General features: G+C 44.4%; 16 protein-coding genes and 1 pseudogene. 5 read left to right on the top strand and 12 right to left on the bottom strand.

Annotated features, from left to right (window positions below; translation table 11 throughout):
• Positions 1 to 112: 112 nt before the first annotated feature.
• The 3 genes from DYI03_RS03810 to DYI03_RS03800 all read right to left on the bottom strand — a co-directional run bounded on the left by DYI03_RS03810 (position 113) and on the right by DYI03_RS03800 (position 3,219).
• Positions 113 to 1,642: an IS5 family transposase gene (locus tag DYI03_RS03810; RefSeq protein WP_115367858.1), complete on the bottom strand. Its 1,530-nt coding sequence runs from the start codon at positions 1,640 to 1,642 to the stop codon at positions 113 to 115.
• Positions 1,643 to 1,754: 112 nt separating this feature from the next.
• On the bottom strand, positions 1,755 to 2,573 hold the full coding sequence (locus DYI03_RS03805) for a DnaJ domain-containing protein (RefSeq protein WP_021668251.1): 819 nt from the start codon (positions 2,571 to 2,573) through the stop codon (positions 1,755 to 1,757).
• Between the two features lie 100 nt (positions 2,574 to 2,673).
• Positions 2,674 to 3,219 carry an Rpo12/RPC10 RNA polymerase subunit family protein gene (locus DYI03_RS03800; protein ID WP_021668250.1) on the bottom strand — a complete coding sequence of 182 codons (546 nt, stop codon included), beginning with the start codon at positions 3,217 to 3,219 and terminating at the stop codon, positions 2,674 to 2,676.
• A gap of 380 nt (positions 3,220 to 3,599) precedes the next feature.
• Between DYI03_RS03800 and DYI03_RS03795 the strand changes: the two genes are divergently transcribed.
• Complete coding sequence (locus tag DYI03_RS03795; RefSeq protein WP_021668249.1) at positions 3,600 to 5,291, top strand: putative transporter; 1,692 nt, start codon at positions 3,600 to 3,602, stop codon at positions 5,289 to 5,291.
• Positions 5,292 to 5,483: 192 nt separating this feature from the next.
• Positions 5,484 to 6,443, top strand: a complete 960-nt coding sequence (locus tag DYI03_RS03790) for a calcium/sodium antiporter (RefSeq protein WP_021668248.1) — start codon at positions 5,484 to 5,486, stop codon at positions 6,441 to 6,443.
• A 335-nt stretch (positions 6,444 to 6,778) separates the two neighbouring features.
• On the opposite strand, the gene DYI03_RS03785 is transcribed toward DYI03_RS03790, so the two are convergent.
• The 5 genes from DYI03_RS03785 to DYI03_RS13845 all read right to left on the bottom strand — a co-directional run bounded on the left by DYI03_RS03785 (position 6,779) and on the right by DYI03_RS13845 (position 13,821).
• Entirely contained in the window at positions 6,779 to 9,616 is a 2,838-nt protein-coding gene (locus DYI03_RS03785) for a putative LPS assembly protein LptD (protein ID WP_021668247.1), read from the bottom strand.
• 59 nt (positions 9,617 to 9,675) lie between these two features.
• Positions 9,676 to 10,224, bottom strand: a complete 549-nt coding sequence (locus DYI03_RS03780; protein WP_021668246.1) for an HD domain-containing protein — start codon at positions 10,222 to 10,224, stop codon at positions 9,676 to 9,678.
• Positions 10,199 to 10,756, bottom strand: coding sequence for a hypothetical protein (locus DYI03_RS03775; RefSeq protein ID WP_021668245.1), 558 nt, complete (start codon positions 10,754 to 10,756; stop codon positions 10,199 to 10,201). Before DYI03_RS03775 ends, DYI03_RS03780 begins: the two co-directional genes overlap by 26 nt.
• 182 nt (positions 10,757 to 10,938) lie before the next feature.
• Positions 10,939 to 12,714 (bottom strand): biotin/lipoyl-binding protein, encoded by a 1,776-nt coding sequence (locus DYI03_RS03770; RefSeq protein ID WP_004356377.1) that lies wholly within the window; start codon positions 12,712 to 12,714, stop codon positions 10,939 to 10,941.
• A 975-nt stretch (positions 12,715 to 13,689) separates the two neighbouring features.
• Positions 13,690 to 13,821 (bottom strand): hypothetical protein, encoded by a 132-nt coding sequence (locus DYI03_RS13845; RefSeq protein WP_262510455.1) that lies wholly within the window; start codon positions 13,819 to 13,821, stop codon positions 13,690 to 13,692.
• A gap of 15 nt (positions 13,822 to 13,836) precedes the next feature.
• Between DYI03_RS13845 and DYI03_RS03755 the strand changes: the two genes are divergently transcribed.
• The 3 genes and pseudogenes from DYI03_RS03755 (at position 13,837) to DYI03_RS03745 (ending at position 16,860) form a co-directional block, all read left to right on the top strand.
• Positions 13,837 to 15,066, top strand: coding sequence for a site-specific integrase (locus DYI03_RS03755; protein WP_025064678.1), 1,230 nt, complete (start codon positions 13,837 to 13,839; stop codon positions 15,064 to 15,066).
• Positions 15,067 to 15,127: 61 nt separating this feature from the next.
• Positions 15,128 to 16,447: pseudogene (locus tag DYI03_RS03750) on the top strand (tyrosine-type recombinase/integrase).
• A complete protein-coding gene (locus DYI03_RS03745) occupies positions 16,444 to 16,860 on the top strand; it encodes a hypothetical protein (protein WP_021669559.1) in 417 nt (138 codons plus the stop codon). The pseudogene DYI03_RS03750 and the gene DYI03_RS03745 overlap by 4 nt, the downstream one beginning before the upstream one ends.
• 168 nt (positions 16,861 to 17,028) lie before the next feature.
• On the opposite strand, the gene DYI03_RS03740 is transcribed toward DYI03_RS03745, so the two are convergent.
• From DYI03_RS03740 to DYI03_RS03725, 4 genes are read right to left on the bottom strand one after another with little or no spacing between them, the layout of a single operon-like run.
• A complete protein-coding gene (locus tag DYI03_RS03740; protein WP_025064677.1) occupies positions 17,029 to 18,333 on the bottom strand; it encodes a DUF1302 family protein in 1,305 nt (434 codons plus the stop codon).
• Between the two features lie 2 nt (positions 18,334 to 18,335).
• The gene (locus DYI03_RS03735) at positions 18,336 to 19,115 is read right to left on the bottom strand and encodes an outer membrane lipoprotein-sorting protein (protein WP_025064676.1); all 780 of its coding nucleotides are present in this window, start codon (positions 19,113 to 19,115) and stop codon (positions 18,336 to 18,338) included.
• A gap of 13 nt (positions 19,116 to 19,128) precedes the next feature.
• Positions 19,129 to 21,486, bottom strand: a complete 2,358-nt coding sequence (locus tag DYI03_RS03730; protein ID WP_036859123.1) for an efflux RND transporter permease subunit — start codon at positions 21,484 to 21,486, stop codon at positions 19,129 to 19,131.
• Positions 21,487 to 21,499: 13 nt separating this feature from the next.
• Positions 21,500 to 23,227: an ABC transporter ATP-binding protein gene (locus DYI03_RS03725; RefSeq protein WP_021670285.1), complete on the bottom strand. Its 1,728-nt coding sequence runs from the start codon at positions 23,225 to 23,227 to the stop codon at positions 21,500 to 21,502.
• Positions 23,228 to 23,231: the final 4 nt, after the last annotated feature.

The following is a 23,231-nucleotide window of genomic DNA, read 5'->3' as shown; positions in this document are numbered from 1 at the left end:
TTTGAAGTGCAAAACAATAGGTTTTGTTTTTGGTATTCATTCTGTGCTTAATTATAAGAAAGATTTTAGCATAGAATTCGGATTTCCACCTTAATTAGGGTCTGCTGAATTATTATCTCTTCACAGACAGAGGGTAGCAGACGTAGCCCCTCATAGTGACGATAATGATGAAAAACCACCAGATTTCGGTCAGGGCAAGACAAAGTTCCCTGAGGAACTTCATCACGTTTTTAACGAAGTAGCACATTCCTGTCCAGCATCGTGCTGTATCTGGAAGCTTGGCTCTTATGTCATTGGCTCGATAGATTCTCTTGCCAGTACCGAATGAGCATTCGATTTCATTGCGCTCCCCGATGGCTTTGGCCATTCTGGATTTCATCTCATCTGAAGGAGGATCCTTCGGTGGTCGCCCTAACGGTTTGCAGTATGAATGGATTTCAAAATCCTCAAGTATATCTCGGTTTGACCTGTTTAGGTAAATCTTATCCGCAAGGATGGTGGCCGGAAGATAGCCGAAGCGTTCTTTGAAAAGTTGAATCTGTAGCAAGAGATCCTGGCTCTCGTTGTAGGCATCCCAGCTGTGGTGGTCGATGAACGTATAGCCCTCGACTATGCTTGCACCTATCTTGGCCCCGAACTCAGTCCTTGCCTTAGCCTTTCCACGGACAATGGCACGGACGTGTGGCTGAAAGATGCTCAGTATGCGGTCTGCACAAGTATGAGTCTTTGACCTGTACATCTCCTCCTGCTGATGGTACATCGTGAGGATTGCAGTCAAGGTGCGTTTCTCATATAGGAATAGGCTCTCGTAGTACGTCTTGTTCTTTGCAAGCAAGTCCATTAAGATGCGGATGTCCTTGCGCAAGTAGTTGAGCATCACCCCGATAGTATCACGCACCATCTTGCCTTTCTTCTTGGCTTTCTTGACAAGCTGAAGGTATGCCTGACGTGCATGCTTGTAGTTCGTGCGTGGCTTGTGCAGCTCAAACATCTCGCACACCTTTATAATATAGTCGGTAACCTTGCGGCAACCATCATGTATTATATCAACGTCAACAGGATAACGCATCTCTGCATCGGCACAGGTAGCATCAATCTTCAGCACTCCCTTGTGCTCGCGACCTTTTGAGTCGGTGAAGGAAGCGGCATTCGGATCCTCTGGTTTCGGAGCCGGCGGGTCCTCATCATTCCTCTTCGCCTCTTCTTCTTCACGCTTGCGTTTCTCTTCAAGAAGACGCCTCTGCTTGTCGAGAAGCTTGACTGTCATCTTGTTGAGTTCTTCCTCTGAGATTCGCTTGCGTATCGTGACGAATAGGCTCGGGTCGAATATAGGCTTGTCGGTGAACTCATGCAATCCACAAAAGTACTGCATGTAGGGACTCTCTCTGATAATCTCGATGGTCTCGGCATCACTCAGGTTTAGTTTGTGCTTGATAATCATTGCGCCGAGAATCATGCGTGCCGGCTTGTTCCCTGCACCTTTCTTCTGATTGTCCAACCTTGAGTTGTATTCCTTCTCAAGTTCTGTCCATGGAAGAAGGTCACCGAGAGCCACCCATCGGTTTGTCTTGTCCAACTCATCAAGGGATGAGCGGAGCAAACCGAGGTCAAGTTGCTTGTATTTTGGAGCGTAAAACTTCATCTTGCTATGGATTTAACTATATAAAGGTACGATTTTCTAGTTAAACAAACAAAGAAATAAAGTTATATAAACTTAAATATCAGAGAGTTATAAATTATTCAGTAAACACTAATTATATACCCCTTGCCTTGAAGATGCGTTCCTTCGCATTATTGATTTCTTGGAATTTCTTTTCAGCCTGTCGTTTGATATCCTCACCCAACTTAGCTACACGGTCGGGGTGATGTTTCAATGCCATACTTCTGTAAGCCGCCTTCACTTCCTCGTTACTTGCATTAGGCGAAATACCCAATATGCGGTAAGCATCGTCAAGACTGCCTTGATTGTTTTGTGCAGCCTCCATATTCAGCATAGAATCAACATCTTGCGCCGATAAACCAAGGTATTGTGCAATTTCTTTGAGGGCTACAACTTCTTCAGGACTAACTACTCCATCGACTTTGGCAATGATGACAAGGTAGTTGAGCAGTTGTAAGCGTTGCGCATCTTCCATGTGGAACGAAATTTCGACACAACTTTTGCGTATCATTTCTTTGAAACTTGCTGCCCCTTCACGCTTTTGCATTTCAAAAAGACGGAGCAATATGTTTTCACCCTGTACTACTGCGTTCTTGCCAAAGTTGTTACGTAGGAAATTGCGGACAAATTCCATTTCCGAGTGCATGATTTTTCCATCTGCCTTAATGATATAAGAGGAAAGCACCAACATGGAAAAGAGGAACGAGTTGCGGTCTTCCTCGAAGGGGCGTTGGTTGAAATTTGTATGATTGTAGTCGTTCGTGAAGGTTTGCCCCGTTGTTCCATTGTCGTCCGAACCTTCCTTCGCATCGTCAATAAAACACCCTACGCAATAACCAGCTATTGCTCCGAGTACATTGCCGCCAGAAAGAATCCAACCTAATGCGCCACCAATCCATTTACCAAATGCCATAATTTTTCAGTTTATCAATGTTTTTGTTTTTTAATCTTCAGAATGATAGGCAAGAAGTGTGCCTTAAATTCCAAAAGCCGTAACCGACGACGTGAAAATTTTAAAATCCTATCGAATTTTTCAATTCAATATAGTTTTTGAAAAGCCATTGATGCCCATCGTAAATAAAGTTTGTGAGTTGTGCCATGAGAAATAACACAATGAAAACCAACAAGATATAGCTAATACTTCCGATGAAGAAAACCCATAAATCGCCGTCTTTATACTTTTCTTGAAAGGCTTTGATTTTTGATGAAGAATGTGAAACAAATTCCGAAGTAGCAGCTGTCGTGGTGGCAGCCAATTCGGTTGCTTGATGGGCGTGGGCAGTAATAGACTCTTTTGCCGATAGCAACATTTCCGCCGTTGCCATTTTTAAGAATTTAGTCTTGGCAACAGGCTGGTGGGCTATGGTGTTTGCATCTATTTCTGTACCATCAACGATAGGTATAATAGAGCGTGCTCGTGTGCGAAAAGGCTTAGGCTCACCCAACTGACAATTTAAAACATTATGGCAATAAGGACATTCCACTTTTACAATGCCCTCTTCTTCCGTATCCACTTGGAAGTCTTTTCCACATTTATTGCACTTTATTTTGTATCTCATGATGGTGCAAAATTACTTAAAAAGTTCGAAATGAGAGAAAAGCAAGTATAATATTTCAAGTGAAACCATAAAATAGTTCTTGCGAAGAATGAATAGTTTTTGTTGATTTTTCACTATTTTATAAAAAAAGAACTTGACGTGTCGTACTTTTTCTATATTGCCTAATTGTTATTATAGCATCTTTTATTTAAACATTTTGTTAGTAAAGTTTGGGAATGTAGTTTATCATTTGCTATAAACAACTGCTTAATAGGTTATTTTTGTTACTAAAAGGTAGCGAGTTAGCACTGTTTTTTTAGGGCGATAAATTGTAAAATACACTCAATAAAATTTTTTATTTGTAAGTAAATGGCTACCTTTGCACTCTCAAAATCATACTTATGGACTGGTTAATTAAATTATTCACTACAGAAGATAGCGTGGCTCACATTGTGCTGCTCTATTCTTTAGTAATTTCGTTGGGAGTCTACCTTGGTAAAATCAAGATTGGTGGTATCTCCCTTGGTGTAACATTCATTCTTTTTGTCGGTATTTTAGCTGGACACATCGGCTTTACAGGACCAAAAGAAACCCTTACTTTCTTGCAAGACTTTGGTCTTATCCTATTCGTCTTTATGATAGGTTTGCAAGTGGGACCAGGTTTCTTTGAAAGTTTCGGAAAAGGTGGTCTTAAACTGAACATGCTTGCTACAGTTGCAATATTATTGGACGTAGCCGTAATGTTTGGTTGCTATTATCTTTTCTTCGATACTTCAGACCCTAAGAACTTGCCAATGATGGTGGGTACGATGTATGGTGCCGTAACCAATACTCCTGGTCTTGGAGCAGCAAAAGAAGCATTGACAAGCGTGTTTGGCGCAAACATGAATTTTGATATTGCGTCTGGTTATGCTTGTGCTTATCCATTGGGTGTTATTGGTATCATTGGTGCTACTTTGGCTATTCGCTTTATTTGTAAAGTAGACTTAGATGCTGAAAATGCAATGCTTACAGACGGTGAAAAGGAAAATCCAAATGCGAAACCACACATTATGTACTTGCGCATAGAAAATTCTTACATCGGCGGTCGTACAATGGAGGAAATTACAAAATTCTTGAATCGTGATATCGTTATTACACGATTAATGCATGAAGGTGTTGTATCATTGCCTTCAAAGGAAACAAACCTCCATGTGGGCGATGAAGTTCTCGTGGTATGTGCTGAAGCTGATGCACCTGCCGTTATAGCTTTCATTGGTCCAGAAATTGAAGTAGATTGGCACGAAGAAGACCAACCAAAGCAAATGGTAAGCCGTCGCATTGTGGTTACCAATAGTGCTATGAATGGTAAAACTTTGAGCAAACTTCAGTTCCGTTCTGTTTATGGTGTGAATATTACTCGCATTAGTCGTCAAGGCATGGATCTTTATGCTGCTAACAATCACCACTTGCATGTAGGTGATAGAATCATGGTAGTAGGTTTTGAAGAAAACGTTGAGCGTGTTGCTAAGATGATGGGTAACTCAGAGAAGCATTTGAATGCTCCAAACATTGCTACTATCTTTATTGGTATCGTTGTGGGTATTATTTTTGGTAGCCTTCCATTGGCTATTCCAGGAATGCCAGTACCTTTGAAACTCGGTTTGGCTGGTGGTCCATTGATTATTGCTATCCTTTTAGGTCGTTTCGGTTACCGTATGCACCTTGTTACTTACACAACAACGTCGGCTAACATGATGTTACGCGAAATAGGTTTGGCACTCTTCCTTGCTTCGGTAGGTGTGAAAGCGGGTGCTGGCTTCTGGGAAACAGTAGTTCAAGGCGACGGATTGAAATATGTAGCAACAGGTTTCTTGATTACAATTATCCCAATTTTGCTTGTTGGAACTTATGCTCGCATGAAATATAAGTTTAACTATTTCACTATCATGGGTGCGATAGCAGGTTCTTATACCGACCCTCCTGCATTGGCTTACGCAAACTCTGTTTGTAATGCTGAGGCTCCTGCCTTGGGCTACTCTACGGTTTATCCTTTGAGTATGTTCCTCAGAATTTTGGTGGCACAGTTGATTGTGCTTTTCTGCTGCGGATAATAAAAATTCGACATATATCGTTTATAATTGGTGTAAGGCTGAACTCTGTCAAGGAGTTCAGCCTTTTTTATTGTGATGTAAATGGAAATAAGAGATTTTTGATTATCTTTGTGCTGAATTTGTAGGACTTTCTCATTTGCTTTATGGTATGGGAGTTTTGCAAACAATTTTATTTAATAACGAATATACGAGATGTTACTGAATTTAGTTTTTATTGTTATTGGTATAGCCTTAGTGCTGTGGGGTGCTGACCGCCTTACTGAGGGTGCTGTGGCTGTTGCTACAAAGATGAATATTTCGCAAATGGTGATAGGGCTAACCATTGTAGCTATGGGAACGAGCATGCCAGAGTTTTGTGTAAGTTTTGTTTCTGCTTTAAAAGGCACGCCCGATTTGGCGGTAGGCAATGTTGTTGGTTCTAATATTTTCAACACTTTGCTCATCGTGGGAGTAGCTGCTACGATTGCACCAATGGCGATTTTGCGTTCAACTGTAAGGAAAGATATTCCATTTGCCTTGGTGGCTTCAGTCATTCTGATGATGATGTGCTTTGATGGTAAGATAAGCCGATTAGATGCAGCCATTCTCTTTGCTTTTTTTGTCATTTTCATGTATATGACTTTATCAAGTGCAAAGGTTGAAAAGAATGCTGCTGAGGCGGAAAGTGAGTCTACTGATACTTTAGAAAGTAAACCTAAATTGTCGGGCATTATGTCTGTCGTTTGGATTGTGGTTGGTTTAGGCTGTTTGATAGGCGGTAGTACGCTTTTTGTTGATGGTGCTATTAAAGTGGCAAGTTACTTAGGAGTATCAGAGGCGGTTATTGGTTTGACCATTGTTGCAGGCGGTACATCGTTACCCGAACTTGCTACAAGCGTTGTAGCAGCAAAAAAAGGCAAGAGTGCGATTGCAATTGGCAACGTCTTAGGCTCAAATGTTTTTAATGTCTTAGGCATTTTGGGTGTTACGGGGCTTGTTAGTCCAATGCATTTGCAGGGAATTACAATGACCGATATATCTGTTTTGGTGATTTCTATGATAATGATTTGGTTCTTTTCGTTCACAAAGTACGTCATTGAGCGTTGGGAAGGCTTCGTTTTGTTTGCTTCTTTCATTACTTATGCCACTTATTTAATTCTTGGTGTAAGCTAATTTTCGCTCCTTTTTTTAGCGTGTGAAAGGCTTTATTGATAGGCTTTCACTGTTTACAATGTAAATCCTTGAGCGATTATAGTGTTGTCGTTGGTGCAATAACACTGTAATCGCTCAAATGTTTGCAGTGCTATCCCCTTTTCGAAATGTATAAGTAGTTTGGTGTTGTACACGTTTGTACAATCAGTTGTACAACAGCTGTATAATGAATTATACAAGCGTGTACAAACTTATCGTTGCACTATGGTGTTGATGGGGGAATAAGCGTTCAAGTAGCGTTTATTCTCAGGGGGAAATGTTTGGTGTAAACCTTATGAAAGCCTATCTTTTGCGGTTTAATACCATTGTACAGCATTGGTAATACCGCTGCGTTTGTCGTATTTAAGTGCATCGGTGAGCGTTGCAGCGTTGGCACGGAAAGTGAAATTATACGACGTATAAGGCGCAAGAACAATTGATGCACTCATATTAAAGCAGTGCAAATCGCGTGAAAGGCTTGCTGTTGTCATACTCATTGCGTGGTAATCGAAGTCGTAACCTGTTGAGAAATTAATGTTCCAACCATCGCTAATGCGTATGTTTCCGCTGACGTTTAAGGTTTGAGAGAACTTGTAAGGATAGCGCATAGTCTTTTTGTTGAACGTTCCTTGTAGGTTCTCGCGCATGGTGATACCATATCCTATAGTCAATGACCACGGCATACTGAAGCGCATATAGCCGTCTTCATCGGTTTCAGCAATGTTGCCACCACGACTTTTAGCAGAATATTTGCCTTGTTCCATCTTGTCGTCTATGTTCGATTCGATTTTAGTGTCAGGTCCTTCTTCATCTTTGTGCGTGTCATCGTCCTCTTTGTCTTTCCCACCACCAAACCATTTCTTTATCTTTTCAGGGGTAAGTGTGAACGAAAAGTTTTGCGACATGCCTTGGAAGCGTGGGAGACGGCCAAAGCCCCATTCTGAATGGTTACCCACAAATGGTTTTCCGTTGGCATCAAGTTCGTAGGCGTAAGTTGCAAATTGGGCATTCATAGAGAAAGTATAGTTCTTCCACCATTTTAAACGAAGGCGCATGCTGAGGTCGCTCCATGGGTGCCAATCGGCAGCAGCATTGTAAGACATGGACGCACCCAATTCGTCAATGATGCTTATCTTGCGATACCCTGTTGAATCCTTGTCGCTTCTAATCTTCATTTCAATGTTATTGCTCACGTCCCATGTTATCATTTCCGTCTTGGATCTCCCAGGAACACTATACAATTGCTCTTGAAATGGAGAATATTCAACGAGCTTTACGTTTCCGTTAGCGTCTGTATATTGATAGCTATCGTAGTATCCGTAACGGCGTGTGCCAAAATTTGGCGCATAAGAAAAGGTTATCGAAGGTGTTAAAACGTGGCGAATGGCTTGTATTTTGTTACCAAAAATTTTCTTGTTTGGTACCCAAAAACCATATAATTTAGTACTTGCCGAAAGATTTAACGACCAGTTATACACGTTATAAAAGCCTGAAATCGTGTCTTTTTTCTCTTTTCCTGCTACATTATCCCAACTGCGTGTAACCTTATTGGTGTACATACGGTCGGTAAAACTAAACGAAGGCGAAATATTAATGTTGTCAAACAACGTAAAATTACCTTGTATTGGGATAACGTGTTGAATGCCATGACGCCATTCTTTTGCAAAGTTAGCCTTTAACAGATGACTTTCTTTTGCGTTAATAGAATTAGAAAGCTGCCCCGTATAGCTCATGGAAATTTGCTCATACCAACGTGGCTTACCCACTAATTTCTTGCGTTTGAAAGGATAAAGGCGGCTCAAACTAACGTTCAAATCAGGCAAAGTGAGCTGAATTGTAGAGTCAATCATGTTCTGATTCAGGTTCATTGACGTACTAATAGATAGCCCAATATTTGGAAATTGCTTACTCCAACTTACGGAAGATGTACGAGTTGATTGCGTTCGAGCTTGTGGATTATACATACTATTGAGGTTGTTACGCTCATAACTTGACGTTGCAAAGTTCACACTCGCTGACAAAGAACTATTAGGATTGGCTTTTGGGTCTTGCGAATGATGCCATTGAACCTTGAAACTCTTTTGTTCCATGTAGTCGGGAAGCCCCTTGTCGCCAGTCTTGGTGTCTTGGTAACTAAACAGAAACGAACCAGAAAATCTGTAACGCTTGCGGTAATTTGTGGCAGCACTCACTCCCCATGAACCACGCGTATAGATTTCTCCCAATATTTTCAAGTCCCATTTATCGCTCAAAGCAAGGTAATATCCACCGTCACGGAGATAGAAACCACGTTCATATTCCTCGCCATAGCTTGGCATAATGATACCGCTTGAATATTTTTTACTGAAAGGAAAAAATCCGTAAGGTATTGCTAAAGGCAACGGAACATCGGCAACAACAAGGTAGGCTGGACCGAAAACAACATCTTTACCAGGGCGAACTTTGGCACGCGAAAGGGCTATATAGAAATCAGGGTGAGGCTTATCACAAGTGGTATAGCGACCATGCTCCAAATAGACCACACCTGACGAATCACGTTTTGCCTTTTCTCCGCTGAGATAACCTTCTTCTTGATGCGTGTATATTCCTTTTATCATACCCTTTTGCGACTTAAAATTGTATGCCATAGAGTCGCTACTGTATTCCTGACCGCTCATTGTAAAGACAGGTTTCCCCTTGATATTGTTTTCTTGGGTTGAGTCTGTTGTACCATTCGCACGCACAAGGCTGCTATCCATATTGAGTGCAACGTTATCACTCTGGAGTTTCATCTTCTGATAGTCTACCTTTGCCATACCATAAAGATATGCCATGCGTTTTGTAGCGTCGTAAACAAGTGAATCTTCTGCCGAATATTTTACAGGTGCTTCTATTCCATTCGACTTTGATTTCATGATACTATCGGTACGAATGGAATCGTCTACGGCTTTGTTATGGCGGAAAATAGCCAACTGAAGTGAGTCCATTTTCGTGGTATCTACTTGTGGAGCGACTGCTTCATTGCCTTTTTTCATACGATGTAGCAACGGGTCTACCGCAATTGTCGTATCGTTTTGCGGAACTATTTGGTGCTTAAAACGTGAGGGTATAGAAGGTACTGCCATGGCAATTGCGATGACAGATGATAAAAGCGGTATGATGAACTTTAATTTCATTGCCTATTATCGTGCAAAATTAAGCAAATAATGGGATAAATGGGAGTTATTTTTCTATTTTAACTTTTTGAGGGTTCAAAGTATTTGCGCCATGCTCGAAACCTTTCCACGCACTCATCACCAAACTTTTCCAAACTTTTTTCGGCTTGCTCGAATGTCTTTTCTACATCAAGATGCGTTTTAGAAAAGAATTTATCGGCATAACAGATGAGTTGTTCTTCGATAGTTTCGGGTAAAAAATCTTGTTCTGGTAAAGGTATTGCTTGCTTTTTAATTGTTTCTTTCGTTAGTCCTGTACCTGTATGGCGTTCGCAAACACGAGCGTGGTGTGGGAAACCTTCGGCTCTTAGCAATTCAGCACCGATGCGTCCATGCAAAATATAAGGCGCATCGCCAAAGCAATGAATGCCCGATGCGTTACATTGAAAGATACCAATGTCATGTACCATTGCTGCTTCTTCCACGAATTGCCTGTCAATGTGTAATTCGGGGCGTTCGTCTACGATTGTCAAAGCCTTGTTAGCAACGCTTCGGCTGTGTACAAGCAAAATGTTTTTAAGTTCATTTGCTTCGGGATAATATTTATCTATAATGGCTTGATAGTCCATTTTCTTTTATTTTTTTAATTTCTCTCAATACTTTTGTCTTGGCACATTTAAGCCCTGGCGTCAAGGGCATATTATCGTAAAAGTGCAATGTGGTTTCTAACTCGCTTAAAAGTTCTGGAAAAAACTTGCATTGTTGGAATGATAAATATATGCTTAGCGACCTTATGCCTATGGGGTGAGCAAAATTCGTGATATTGTTAAGACAAAAATCAAGAAATGATGTTTCGATTTCACTTTCTGAAAAAGTCTGCTTTAAAAGGATTGTGAGCAATAATCGAAGTTTGGTAGGATTAGAAGTGCGCTGCGCTTCGTCTATCATGAGTTGCTTTTTGCTCTTTAATCGTTCCCGTCCACTTTTATTAAAATGCGACATTATCCATGCAACGTTCTCCGAAACTCTTCGTTCGTCATCGAATAGCAATTGAAAGAAATCATCGAAAGCTTCTTCATCGTACATTGTTTGCACAATAGAAGCAATTTGTTTTACCTCTTCTTCGTGTATTCTTCCTATTAATCGCCCTCGCAATTCCATTTTTCCTATTTATTGAGTAAGACTGTTCCACTATTGAACGATGATGATTGGTAATGATTCTTCAGAAAAGACTGTACGAGCGACACCTTCTATTATAAGTAAACGATTTATTCACTGGCTGCAAAAGTTTTAAACTCTCTGCAACTTGTGAATAAATCGCTACCAATATAGTGTTTCAATAATTACTTTTCGTCGCGTTGAATGTAGGCAATCACATCGCCCTTATTGATTTTAGAGCCTTGCTTTGCGTTGATTTCAACCAATTTACCGCCCAAAGCAGCAGTTACTTCAACAAATTCACCCCATGGAGCAAGAATATAGCAGAACTTTTCACCTTCTTTATATTCCTTTCCAATGAATGGTTCTACTGCTGGTGCAGCTTCACCATCGCCTTGGAACTCCCAGAATATTTGTCCTTTGACAGGTGAAACAATCGCATCTGCCTTAGCGTGCTTGAATGCTGTTGCTTCTTCAACGCTAATTTTTGCACCAAGCTTAGCATCTTTAGCCTTCTGAAGGTCAGCAAGGAAATTCTTTTTAGCTTGTCCGCTCTTGTAATTGCGATATTGTTCTGGGTGCATAGCCAATTCGAAAAGCTCTTCGTCGTCTTCTCCATATTCCCAACCATTTTCGTCCATTTCCTTGCGGAAATCGTCCAATGCGTGTGGAAGCAATGTGTGTGGGTCGGCTTCAGTAAATTCAAGACCTTTCTCTTTCGCCAATTTAACGAGTTCTTCGTCAATCTTTCCTGGCACTTTACCACTCTTTCCGAGAATCATACCCCACATAGAATCGTCCATCATAACGAATCTTCCCTTACCTTGTTCAATAGTAAGGAGGTTCATCAAGGCGATATTCTTAGTGTATTGAGAGAAAGGAGTAACCAATGGAGGGTAGCCTACACGAGGCCAAACGTAAGCAACTTCGTCGAAGAGTTTTACCAACATATCGTCTAACGACAATTCTGGTTCGCCCTTTTTCTTACGTAAGTTGTTGATAGTAGTGTGAATGCCACCAAGGTCTGCCATCATTGAACCCATCATACCGCCTGGAAGACCACAACCAAGCAACAAAGAACTGCTGATTTTGTTCTTAGGATTGATGAAATAGCCCAACCATTCGTCAATAAATTCCTGTGTCATGGCACGCGCTTTCATATAAGCGTCCATGTTGATTTCTGGCACATCGAAACCTGCATTCTTCAACATACTTTGAACAGAAATAAGGTCAGGGTGAACCATACCCCATGACAATGGCTCGATAGCTACGTCAAGAATATCGGCACCATTCTTTGCCACTTCGAGCATTGATGCCATTGAGAGACCAGGCCCAGAGTGTCCGTGATATTCAATGATGATTTCAGGGTGCTTGTCCTTAATCATCTTTGTTAATTGTCCGAGGAATGCAGGCTGACCGATACCTGCCATGTCCTTCAAACAGATTTCTTCTGCGCCAGCTGCAATTTCTTCGTCAGCAAGTTTGCAGTAATATTCTAATGTGTGAACTGGCGAAGTCGTAATACAAAGCGCAGCTTGTGGAGTCATGCCAGCTTCTTTTGCCCATTTAATAGATGGTGCAATGTTACGAATATCGTTCAGTCCGTCGAAGATACGAGGAATATCTACACCTTGTGCATGCTTTACTTTGTACATTAAGGCACGTACATCGTCAGGCACAGGGTACATACGCAAAGCGTTCAAACCACGGTCAAGCATGTGAGTTTTGATGCCTGCTTCGTGAAGTATCTTTGTATATGCACGTACTGCTTTGTTAGGATTTTCTCCTGCAAGAAGGTTTACTTGTTCGAAAGCACCACCGTTTGTTTCTACACGAGCCAAGCAGCCCATTTCAACAAATACTGGGGCAATACGCTCCAACTGATCCTTGCGTGGCTGAAACTTTCCTGAACTCTGCCACATATCTCTATAAATGAGACTAAATTGAATTTTCTTTGCCATATTTTTATTACCTTTCTAACCCAAATTCGCTCATTGCGCATGAGTTTCTGGTGTGCAAATTTAGAAAAAAAATATTATACATCGGTACAAACATCTAACTTTTTGAATAATTTATATTCCTTTTTGCACAAACATAACACTTCTGTGCATGATTGTAATTTCTACTTTACACTATTCCCAATTATTTTATAAAGCTAAATAAATCTTTACAACTCATACGAGTTTCTAGAATTTAGAACAATATCCTTTGGATACGATTTTAACATAGCCTATTTTGCGGCTCAAAACAGGCTATTTTGAACGTCAAAACCTATTGTTTTGAATGGTAAAACAATAGGTTTTGAAACTTGATTTATAAGTGATTGATTTACAGATAGATACAAGTTAGTCAAAATTTCCCCTATTTTTCGCTTTGAATCGATGCTATGCAAGTCAAAAAATAGCGTATTTTGGGGCGTATAGGTCATTTTGCAAGATAAGAATTATCCTTGTGCTTTAATTCTATTTTTTTATTATCATCAGGGTCTCCTTGCCAAAAAACAGAATAGAATCTGAATAGTAAAGGTCTAGACCTCCTTGACCATTTCTATTTGGCAACTCGTATGTAATATGAATCAACTCATTATTAATGATAGACCAAGTTGCTTTATTCGTATTTATTTTAATTCCCTTGTTTTGTGGAAAAGGATTGATTTTTTCTATCCAGGTTGTTTGACATAACATTCTTGTTATCAATGTATTAGAAAACCTATTGTTTTGCATTCCAAAAACGGCTGTTTTGCAACGCAAAACCTACGCTTTTACCGTGCAAAACAGCCGCTTTCAGGCTGCAACTAATCAGCGAAAATGAAGAAATATAGAAGTTGGTGTAAACTGACTGAAAATGAGCAGGAAACGAAATAATTTGCATAGAAGTGCTCTTTTCAAAAAGGGCAGGAATATGCAGATTTAGGCAGAAGTTCAGTTACTAGAGCGTTACCCGATTTCGTCATAGGTAACGATGAAGTAATATTCGGTAACTGAATTATTTTTGCTCGTGTGGCTGTTGCTGCGGTCGGCAGTTTTCTGCATAAGTGAGGAACGCTTTGAAATTGGTATTTTTGCCACAAAACATCAAAGCGTATGAAAACAGAAAAAATGAAGGTGTTGCTCTACCTCAAAAAGAGCGGTCTTGACAAGTCGGGTAAGGCACCGATTATGGGACGGATAACCATTGGGCGTTCCATCGCACAGTTCAGTTGCAAGCTCTCCTGCAATCCTGACTTGTGGAATCCCCGTGAGAGCAGAATGGACGGAAAAAGTCGTGAGGCGGTGGAAGTGAATGGCAGGTTGGAGAACTTGCTGCTGTCCATTCAGTCAGCTTATCAGTCCATGCTATCCAAAGGTTACCCATTTGACGCAACCGATGTAAAGGAACTGTTTCAAGGCAGTGTGCAGACACGGTGCATGCTCATCGAAAGACTTGATATGCTCATAAAGGAGAAAGAAAGTCATGTCGGTGTAGACATCAGAAAAGAGTCAATGGCAAGCTATCACTCCACGAGAATCCACTTGCAGGAGTTCATCCAAGCGAAATATAAGGTTTCTGACTTAGCCTTCTCACAACTAACTGAGAACTTCATCCATGAGTTTCAGCAGTACTTCTTGGGGGAGTGTGGATTTCAGGAAAGTTCATTCTACAATGTCGCCACCCATTTGAAAACAGTTTGCAGGCTGGCTTACCGTGAGGGGTTGGCAGACGGTCTGCTTTTCGACAAAGTCAAAATCAGCAAGGGTAACAAGAAACTCCCCAAAGCACTTGACAGAGGGGCATTTGAGAAGTTAAAGACTCTCCACTTTGAGGACTTGGAGGAGGAAATGGAAACGGCAAGGGATATTTTCCTCTTTGCCTGTTATACGGGTGCTGCATATTGTGATTTGATGGAACTGGACAAGTCCCATCTTGTGCGTGATGACGAGGGTAGCCTTTGGCTGAAGTTCAACCGCCAAAAAACAGGTGTGCCTTGTCGTGTCAAACTGTTGCCCGAAGCCATACGGCTGATGGAGAAGCTCCACAGCGATGAAAGGGAAACATTGCTCCCTTTCATGGGATATGCTACTTACCAATCTTATTTGAAAGCCCTGCGGCTTCGTGCAGGCATCTCGTTTCCTTTTACCACACATACGGCAAGGCACACATTTGCCACGCTCATCACGCTCGAACAGGGTGTACCCATTGAGACCGTGAGTAAGATGCTGGGGCATTCCAACGTGAGCATGACCGAGCGTTATGCAAAGGTAACACCGCAGAAACTCTTTGAGGAATTTGACCGTTTCCTTTCTTTCACCGAAGAGATGCAGTTGGCTATCTAATCCTTATCAAGTCATTTGATTTCTTATCTATTCATTTAATTAACTTCAAACCACCAAGACAATGAGAAGTACATTCAAGATACTGTTTTATATCAACAAACAGAAGACAAAGGCAGACGGCAATACCGCCATTCTCTGCCGTATCACCATCAACGGAAAGAATACAGCCATTACCACAGGAGAAGAGTGTAAAGTCTGCGAGTGGAACACCAAGCAGGGGTTGACAACCAACAGGAAGACCAATCAAAGAATCAATGAGTTCAGGGAATTAGTAGAGAAAACCTATCGGGACATACTGACGAGGGACAGAGTGGTAAGCGTGGAACTTATCAAGAACCGCTTGCAAGGTATTGCCACCAATCCGACCACGCTCCTTGCCATGAGCAGGGCCGAACTGCAAACAGTCAAGGAAAGTGTTGGCAGATTAAGGGCAGAGGGAACTTATCTGAACCTGTTCTATTCTGACAGAAATCTCCGTGAATTTGTAGAAAACAAAGGAGTGCAGGATATATCCATCGGAACAATTACAGAGGACTTGTTCGAGGAATACCGCTTCTTACTCAAAAAGCGTGGACTGAAAGCATCTACCGTCAACAGCAACCTCTGCTGGCTGAGCCGACTAATGTTCCGTGCGGTCAGCAAGAGAATTATCCGCTGCAATCCGTTTGAGAATGCCAAGTATGAGAAAGAGGAAAAGAAGATACGCTTTTTGCAAAAGAGCGATGTGATGAAACTTATGGCAATGAAGATGAACGACAGAGAAGCGGAGCTGGCAAGACTGATGTTTGTCTTTTCCTGCTTCACAGGCTTGGCTATTTCAGATATGGAGAATTTGGAATACAAGCATATCCAAACGACAGCGGATGGACAGATGTATATAAGAAAGGAACGTCAGAAGACCAAGGTTGAGTTCATCGTGCCGTTACATCCCATAGCGGAAACCATAATCAGCCATTATCGGAAAGAGCCGGAAAGAAGCGAGGTACAGCAGACGGTGAAAGAAAAAGGCGACCACCTTGTTTTTCACCGTGATTGCAGCCGCAGTGTCATGGATGCCAAACTGAGTATTGTGGGAAAGGCTTGCGGTATCTGCCAAAGACTTTCCTACCACATGGCAAGACATACATTCGGCACGATGAGCCTAAGCTCAGGAATACCCATAGAAAGCATAGCCAAGATGATGGGACACGCATCCATATCCAGCACGCAGATTTATGCGTAGGTAACGGATAGTAAGATTTCTGAGGATATGAACAGGCTCATTGCAAAGTACAAGGCAGAAGATGAAGATAGGGCAAATGTAAATACGGAAGCAATAACAAACACAACGACAATTCCGTTAGTTGTCAATTCAAATGGCAGAAAGGAGGAAACGGCATGAAGGCAGGCAATCATCCCAAAAGAAAGGCAAGCGCAACCAATCAGCGCAGTTATCTTGATTGGAGCAGCAATATGCAGATTGTTTACAAGGGAAACGGAGCCATAGCCATGACAGAGGGCGAACTTGCAAGGTTCTTCGGAGTAACATGGAGAAAGCTCAATGGCAGGCTTCAAGCAATAGCCCACAATCCCAACCTGCACCCCGATGAGAGGAGTACAGGCGAGGAAGATATTTATGCAAACAAACAACTAAAAGGTTATGCGCCGCTCTATCCGCTCTCAACAATCATCGCCCTATCCTTTCAGTTAAACAGTACGGAAGCACATTTGTTCAGAGAGTATATCTGTGAGAGATTGCAGAAACCTGCATCCGTGATAACACCGATATTTCTGTTCGGTAACACGAATAACTAATGATTATTTCTTATCTTTCCTTTTTCTTTCACCGATTATATCTTACTACATAACTACAATAAGAGATAACACGGTGAAAGAAAAAGGATTGTGCCGTAGTTGGAAGATGGAATAACTATTACTACCAAGTGGCTACATACTACATCTATCCTTTATTCGCAAAGTGTTTCAGAAGCTGTACTTCATCTTTACCCATGCTTCGGAGTTCTTACTGTACATTTGAAACTTGCCTTTGTCGGCATGGAAATAGTCGTAGCCAGCGGTGAGTTCGATTTGGTCGTTAAGAGAATAGGAAGCCGAGAAACGATTGAAGATGCCGCCGTTTGTTACATCAATGTAGGCAAAGGTGGAGAGTTTCAGCGTGTTGCGCATCAGTTCCTTGGAGATACGTGCCGTGGCAAGTGCGGCATGCCGATAGACGGAAAGACCGTCAAGGTTCCCTGCCGTATATTTATGGAAGTATTGTGCACTGAAATTCCAATCGTTGCCCAGATACCAGTCCACACCGGCAAGGAAGTTGTACGTATTTCGGCACACCACATTTTGTCCCACACCTCTGCTTTGCGCCTCATCGAAATAGCAAGCAGCCTCGCCGCGAAGGACAAACTGTCCAACAGGCAGAGAGCAGTCGACCCCGAGCATCGTCATGCGGTGGTATTCACCCTTGACTAAAAGCGACTTTCCATCGTTGGACACAGTAAGGGAAAGAGCGGGCATCTTGTTCCACGTTCGCAGGACACTCAGTGAAAAATCAATCCCGCTGAGGTTGGTCGTTATCCGTCCGCCGTACTCCATATTCCGAAGTCTTTTCTCTGGTTTTCCACTTTCCAAATCTATGGTATAGGGAAGAGGGGCTGACGGCAGAGTCAATGCCCACGGATTGTGCCTGTCGGTGGGAAGAATGAAGAAATCCGCTACAGGATTGCATATCGCCTCGAATGTTACCGAACGCCATGTGTATCTTGTACGCAGGGCATTGACGGGCATACGGATGTCATCGTAGTCCTGCGCAAGGAACTCGGTGTAGTCGCAGGGCGACACGCAGTCGGTCAGTCGGAGGGCATCTGCCACTCCCCACACCACAATCTGTCGCCCCACGCGAAGGTCAAGGTTTCCTTTGGCGTATGCGAGATATGCCTCACGCAGTTCCAGTCCCGTGCGGTCTTTCAGTATAGCGTTGTAGGTGGCATTCATGGAAACAAAAAGGGAAGCAGCACCTTTTTCGAGTTTTACCTCTCCGCGTGCACGGGTTCTCGAAGCCATCCAGTCGGCTTTTCCCTCGGTGCGTGCGGCATGGTAAGTATCGAGAAATCCCTTTACCTGAACACGCAGGGAGTTGTCCTCCGTTTCTTCCTCTTGTATGTATTCCGCATCAACGGAATCGGTTTCCACCGCCGAGGTGTCAATCTGGGCTGCTGCCTGTGCCGAGAGCATCGGCACAAGCAACAGCGTCCATAATCGCAGCATTCTCATGGTCAGAGTCCTTTCTCTAATTTGGAGACGGTGAAGAGATTGGGCTGAACCTTCACGTTGAACCGCTGGTTGTTCATACGAATGATGGTCTTATGCCCCGTCTGCACGTTCTCCATCTGCATGAAGTGCATCGTCCAGAAGCCCTGCACCTTGTTGATGTTGGAGATGGTGAGCCGGCGGTGCAGCTTCTTCAGTTTATCGTAGTATTCAGCCTTGACCGGTATCAGGCAGTCCTGTCTGATCCATGTGATGCGATACGAATAGATCTCATCCTTGTCCTTGGGCGTGGACTGCACCACCCAGCATTTCTTTCCTCCCACGACCTCCTCGCGAAGCAGTTTGTGTGTTTCCTCGTCCACGCTGCGCGTGTTCATGTCGTTGTAGGTGAAGTCGCTGCCCATAAAGTAGTCGGTCTTCGACGATTTGCCGCTGATGCGTCTCGTCTTCTTCATCGCTGGCAGGTAGAGCCACTTGTCGTCCACCTTGTTGGCGTTGTCGTAGTCCCATGTGAGGAAGCCCGTACCTTTTACATCGCCGGGATAGGTGAAGAACATGATTTTTTTCGTGTTCCTGCCCACGTCCATTGCCCACGATTCGAGCTTGCGCACACGTTTGTGCCCGCTTCTCTGCACGAGCGTCATTTCGATGGTGGCATAGCGTGTGTCGCCATCGGCACGGTTTCTTACTTTCTGCATAACGTCTCTTCCTGTGAGACCTGCGGCGTTTGCACTGCAAATCGCAAACAAGGCGATGAGTGTCAATACTAATTCTTTTGCTTTCATTTTATACTGTTTTTTATTGTGAATTTGTCTTTTTTTCTTTGCCAAACACCCTGAGATACTTAAAGAGAACCGGTGTGAGGAACAGGTCGGCGAGCAATGCCGACACCATACCCGCCACGGCAAGGATGCCCCAGTTGACCATCTGCGTGGCGTTCGACGACATAAATCCTGCGAACGTCGCCGACACGACCACGGTGGACATCACGATGGCAAGCCCCTCGGTGCGGAACGTACCCTTGATGGCGTCAGCGTAACTGCCGCATCGGTTGTACTCCACATGGCTGTGGTTGATGAAGTGGATGGTGTCGTCAACGGCTATACCGAGTATCATCGGTATAAGAGAGGCGGTCATCATGTCGAGCGGATAGTCGAGCCAACCCATCATACCGCCCACTATGACCGCAGGAGCGAGGTTGGGGATCATGCCCACCAAGCCGACCTTCCAACTGCTGAAGACGAGCACGAGGATCACGCCGATGACCAGCACCGAGAGCAGCATCGACCACATCTGCCCACGCTCCACGTATTGCTGCATCACGGTGAACTGCGGTATGTTGCCCACCATCGAGATGTGCGCTTGAGGGAAGAGCCTCCGTGCCTCTGCCTGCAATGCGTCCATTTCCTTCTCCGCCTCGTTGGAGTTGTAGTTCTTGATTTCCACTTGAAGGCGTAGTCGCCGGTAGTCATAGTCCATCCAATACTCCGACTCCGTGCCGCCGGCGTTCTCGTAGAGCAGGAGGAGCTGTGCCACCATGTCTGCATCGTCGGGAATACGATAGAATTGTTGCTTGCCACCGTTGAGCGTGCAGTTCATGTCCTTGATGATGTCCGTCACGGAGTTGTGCCGCTTGGTGAGTAGATAGCCTTCTGTGATGGTAGCCAACTGATCGAGCCGTTTTAGGTTCTCGGGCTTCTTTGCGTCGTCTGCGTGCGGCAGTGTAATCATCAGGTCGTAGGAATACATCGACCCCAATTCCGTATCGCACAGGTCGAGGAACTTCTTCACATACTCCACCTTGCGCCCCATTGTCTTCTCCACATCGAACGCCGGCTCGATGAAGAACAGACCGATGCCGCAGAACAGCGTGAGCACCGACGACACGACAACGATACGCCGATGGTTGCGCATGACGAACCCGCCGAAACGCTCGAAGTGGTCGCCCACATAGCCCTCAAAGCTGTGCGACATGTTCGCGTGTGGCTTCCTGTCCCTGCCCAGCGACAGCAGCACTGGCGTAACCACGAGACACGTGAGCAGCACCGACAGCAGGCAGAGCGAGGTGTTCAGACCAATGGCTTTCATCGGCACGATGCTCATGGAGAGGAACGTCATCATCGCCGCCACGGTGGTCAGTCCCGAGAGCAATACGCCCCAGCCCGTCTCGCCCACGGCATCGGTAATGGAAGCCTTGCGCCTACCCGTTTCCACAAATCGTGTCTTGAAGAAGTTATATAGGTGAATGTTGTAGGCAATGGAACAGGCAAAAGTGAGTATGACGGCTATCATCGCCGTGCTCATGTCGATGTAAAGCCCCGTCCAGCCTATGATGCCGAAGCCGATGAGCAAGGCACATATTGAAGTGATTAACGGTGCAACGACTCCACGCAGCGAACGGGTGACGACAATCATCACCACAATGGAAACGAGGAAGGCGATGGCGAACAGCCGTCCCATCTCGCCCTTCAGATAGACGAACTTCTCATAGCTCATATAGGGCATTCCCGCGGCAGCAGGCGACAGTTCCGCGTATTTCGCCTTGCCGATGATGTGCCCGGCTTCCTTGCCCGTAAGCATATCAGGGGCAATATCGCTCGTCTTCTTCCACACGCTGTCAGCGGGGAACGGGCGTAGCTTCACCATGATCCATGTCATCGTGCCGTCCTTCGACACGAGTTTCTTCGAGAGGTAGGGCTTGCTGTATGCCTTGCGCCTAATTTCTTTCAGTCCGGCGGCATCCGATGGGATTTGCTCGGGCACAATCTGCTCGATGGTCATGCCCTCGTCGGTGCCAACGGCAAACTCAAGGTCGGTGAGCGACGTTACCTTGTCGGCATACGAGAGGCTGTCCTTCAACTCGTTGCTCAACTCACGGATGAGCGTGAGGCTTCGCTTGGAGAACACGTCCTTGTTCTTCACCAATACCGCCACATAGTAGTCGTTGCCGAAGATGGACTTGAACTCATCTGTTTTCAAGAGCATCGGGTCGTCGCTCATAAAGTAGTCGTCGAACGAGGTCTTCATCACGATACGCTTCGTTCCCACGAACGAGAATGCGACAAGCAGGGCGAACAGCCCTACCACAAGCAGCCGGTGGCGCAGTATCCACTCCGCCGTCTGCCTGAACTTACGGTTGATTTTTTCGATTTTCATTGTTGTTTTTATTTTATGATTTATTTTCCTGTTGTAATCTCACCATCTGGGCAAACTTGCCACCTTTTGCTATAAGATCTTTGGGCATACCCTGTTCGCTGACCGTCCCGCCGTCAAGTACCACGATGTGGTCGGCACCCAGCACGGTGCGCATGCGGTGGGCGATGATGATGACAGTCTTGCCCTGCACCAGTTCAGAGATACCAGCCTGAATCTTTGTCTCGTTCTCGGCATCAAGGCTGGCGGTGGCTTCGTCCAAGAGTATGACAGGAGCATCTTTCAGAAGCGCACGGGCTATGGAGATGCGCTGCCGCTCGCCACCCGAAAGGGTTTCCCCATTTTCGCCTATCACTGTATCGTAGCCTTGTGGCATACGGATGATGAAATCATCGCATTGTGCCAATCGTGCCACACGCTGCACTTCCTCGTCAGTGGCATCACGCTTTCCGATGCGGATATTGTCGGCAACTGTGGCATTGAAGAGTACCACGTCTTGAAATACTACGGCATAATTTTTGAGCAACGTCTCTGGTTCTATGCCCGAGATGTCGTGTCCGCCCAGCGTTATCTTACCACTATTCGTGTCCCAAAAACGTGCAGCGAGCTTGGCAGCGGTGCTCTTGCCACCACCTGAGGGACCAACGAGTGCGGTTATCTCGCCCTGTCGGGCAGTGAACGTGACATCGTGAAGTACCTGCTTGTCTGTTTCGTAGGAAAAGCTGACGTTGTGGAACTCAATGTCATAGTTTGAAACTTCCACCTTGGTGTCGCCCGTCTGTATGGGCATTGCCTCCATCTCCTTCATTCGTTTGATGCGTACATCGAGAAAAGTTAGAATAGCAAGGTGATTGCATACATCAAGAATAGGGTTGTAAACCATAGCCGAAACAAGGAGGAACGCCAAATAGACGAACACCGACACGTCGCCACGCTGAAGCATCCATGCGCCTACAACGATGACGGTAGGCATGCCCAGTTTAAGCAGTACAGCGGAGATGTTGACAAACACACTTACCAAGAGTTCACCGGCAACAAGTCCTTTTTCCAATGTTTTTAATCGCTGGTCGAACCGCTGGTTATATTCGTCCTCGCCATTGTACGACTTGATTTCCTGCACACACTCCAGTCCTTCCTGTATCTGTTCGCTCACTCCTCGTTTGATGTGGTAGATATGTGTAAAAGCCTTGTCCATGCGATTTCGTGAAATCAACAGCACCACCAAGGCAAATGGCACTACCCAAAACACAGCGATGGCTAATCGCCAGTCGTAACAGAACATTCCCGCTGCGATAATGACAATGCTCATCACGGAAGCAAACAGTTGGGGAATGGCGTGCGAGAACGTTGTTTCCAATTGTGTGCAGTCTTCCATCATAGTGGCAGTGAGGTCGGAGAGATTGCGCTCACCAAAGAAGGCGAGAGGCAAACGGCGCAGTTTCTCGGCTAAGGAGATACGGCGTTGCGCACTCTCATTATATACGGTGGTATAGGTGCTGTCGTATTGCCGACGAATCACGACGAGCATCACGACCATAAGCCCTGCTGCCATGAGGAGATAAAACCACAACGTATGAGGAGCATTCATTGACTTATCATCGAGATACTCCATCAGGAAGAAAAACAAATAAGTGGGTGGCAGCATTAGCACAAGGTTGAGCAGTGTCGAAAAGACGATGCCTTGCCGCAAGTCTTTTGCTCCTTTTTCCGTAAGAGCAAAACGGTTTTGAAAATATTTAATCATGACT

This window comes from Prevotella disiens, assembly GCF_900454955.1.
GTDB classification, from domain to species: domain Bacteria; phylum Bacteroidota; class Bacteroidia; order Bacteroidales; family Bacteroidaceae; genus Prevotella; species Prevotella disiens.
This window is presented reverse-complemented; position numbering and strand designations above follow the sequence as displayed.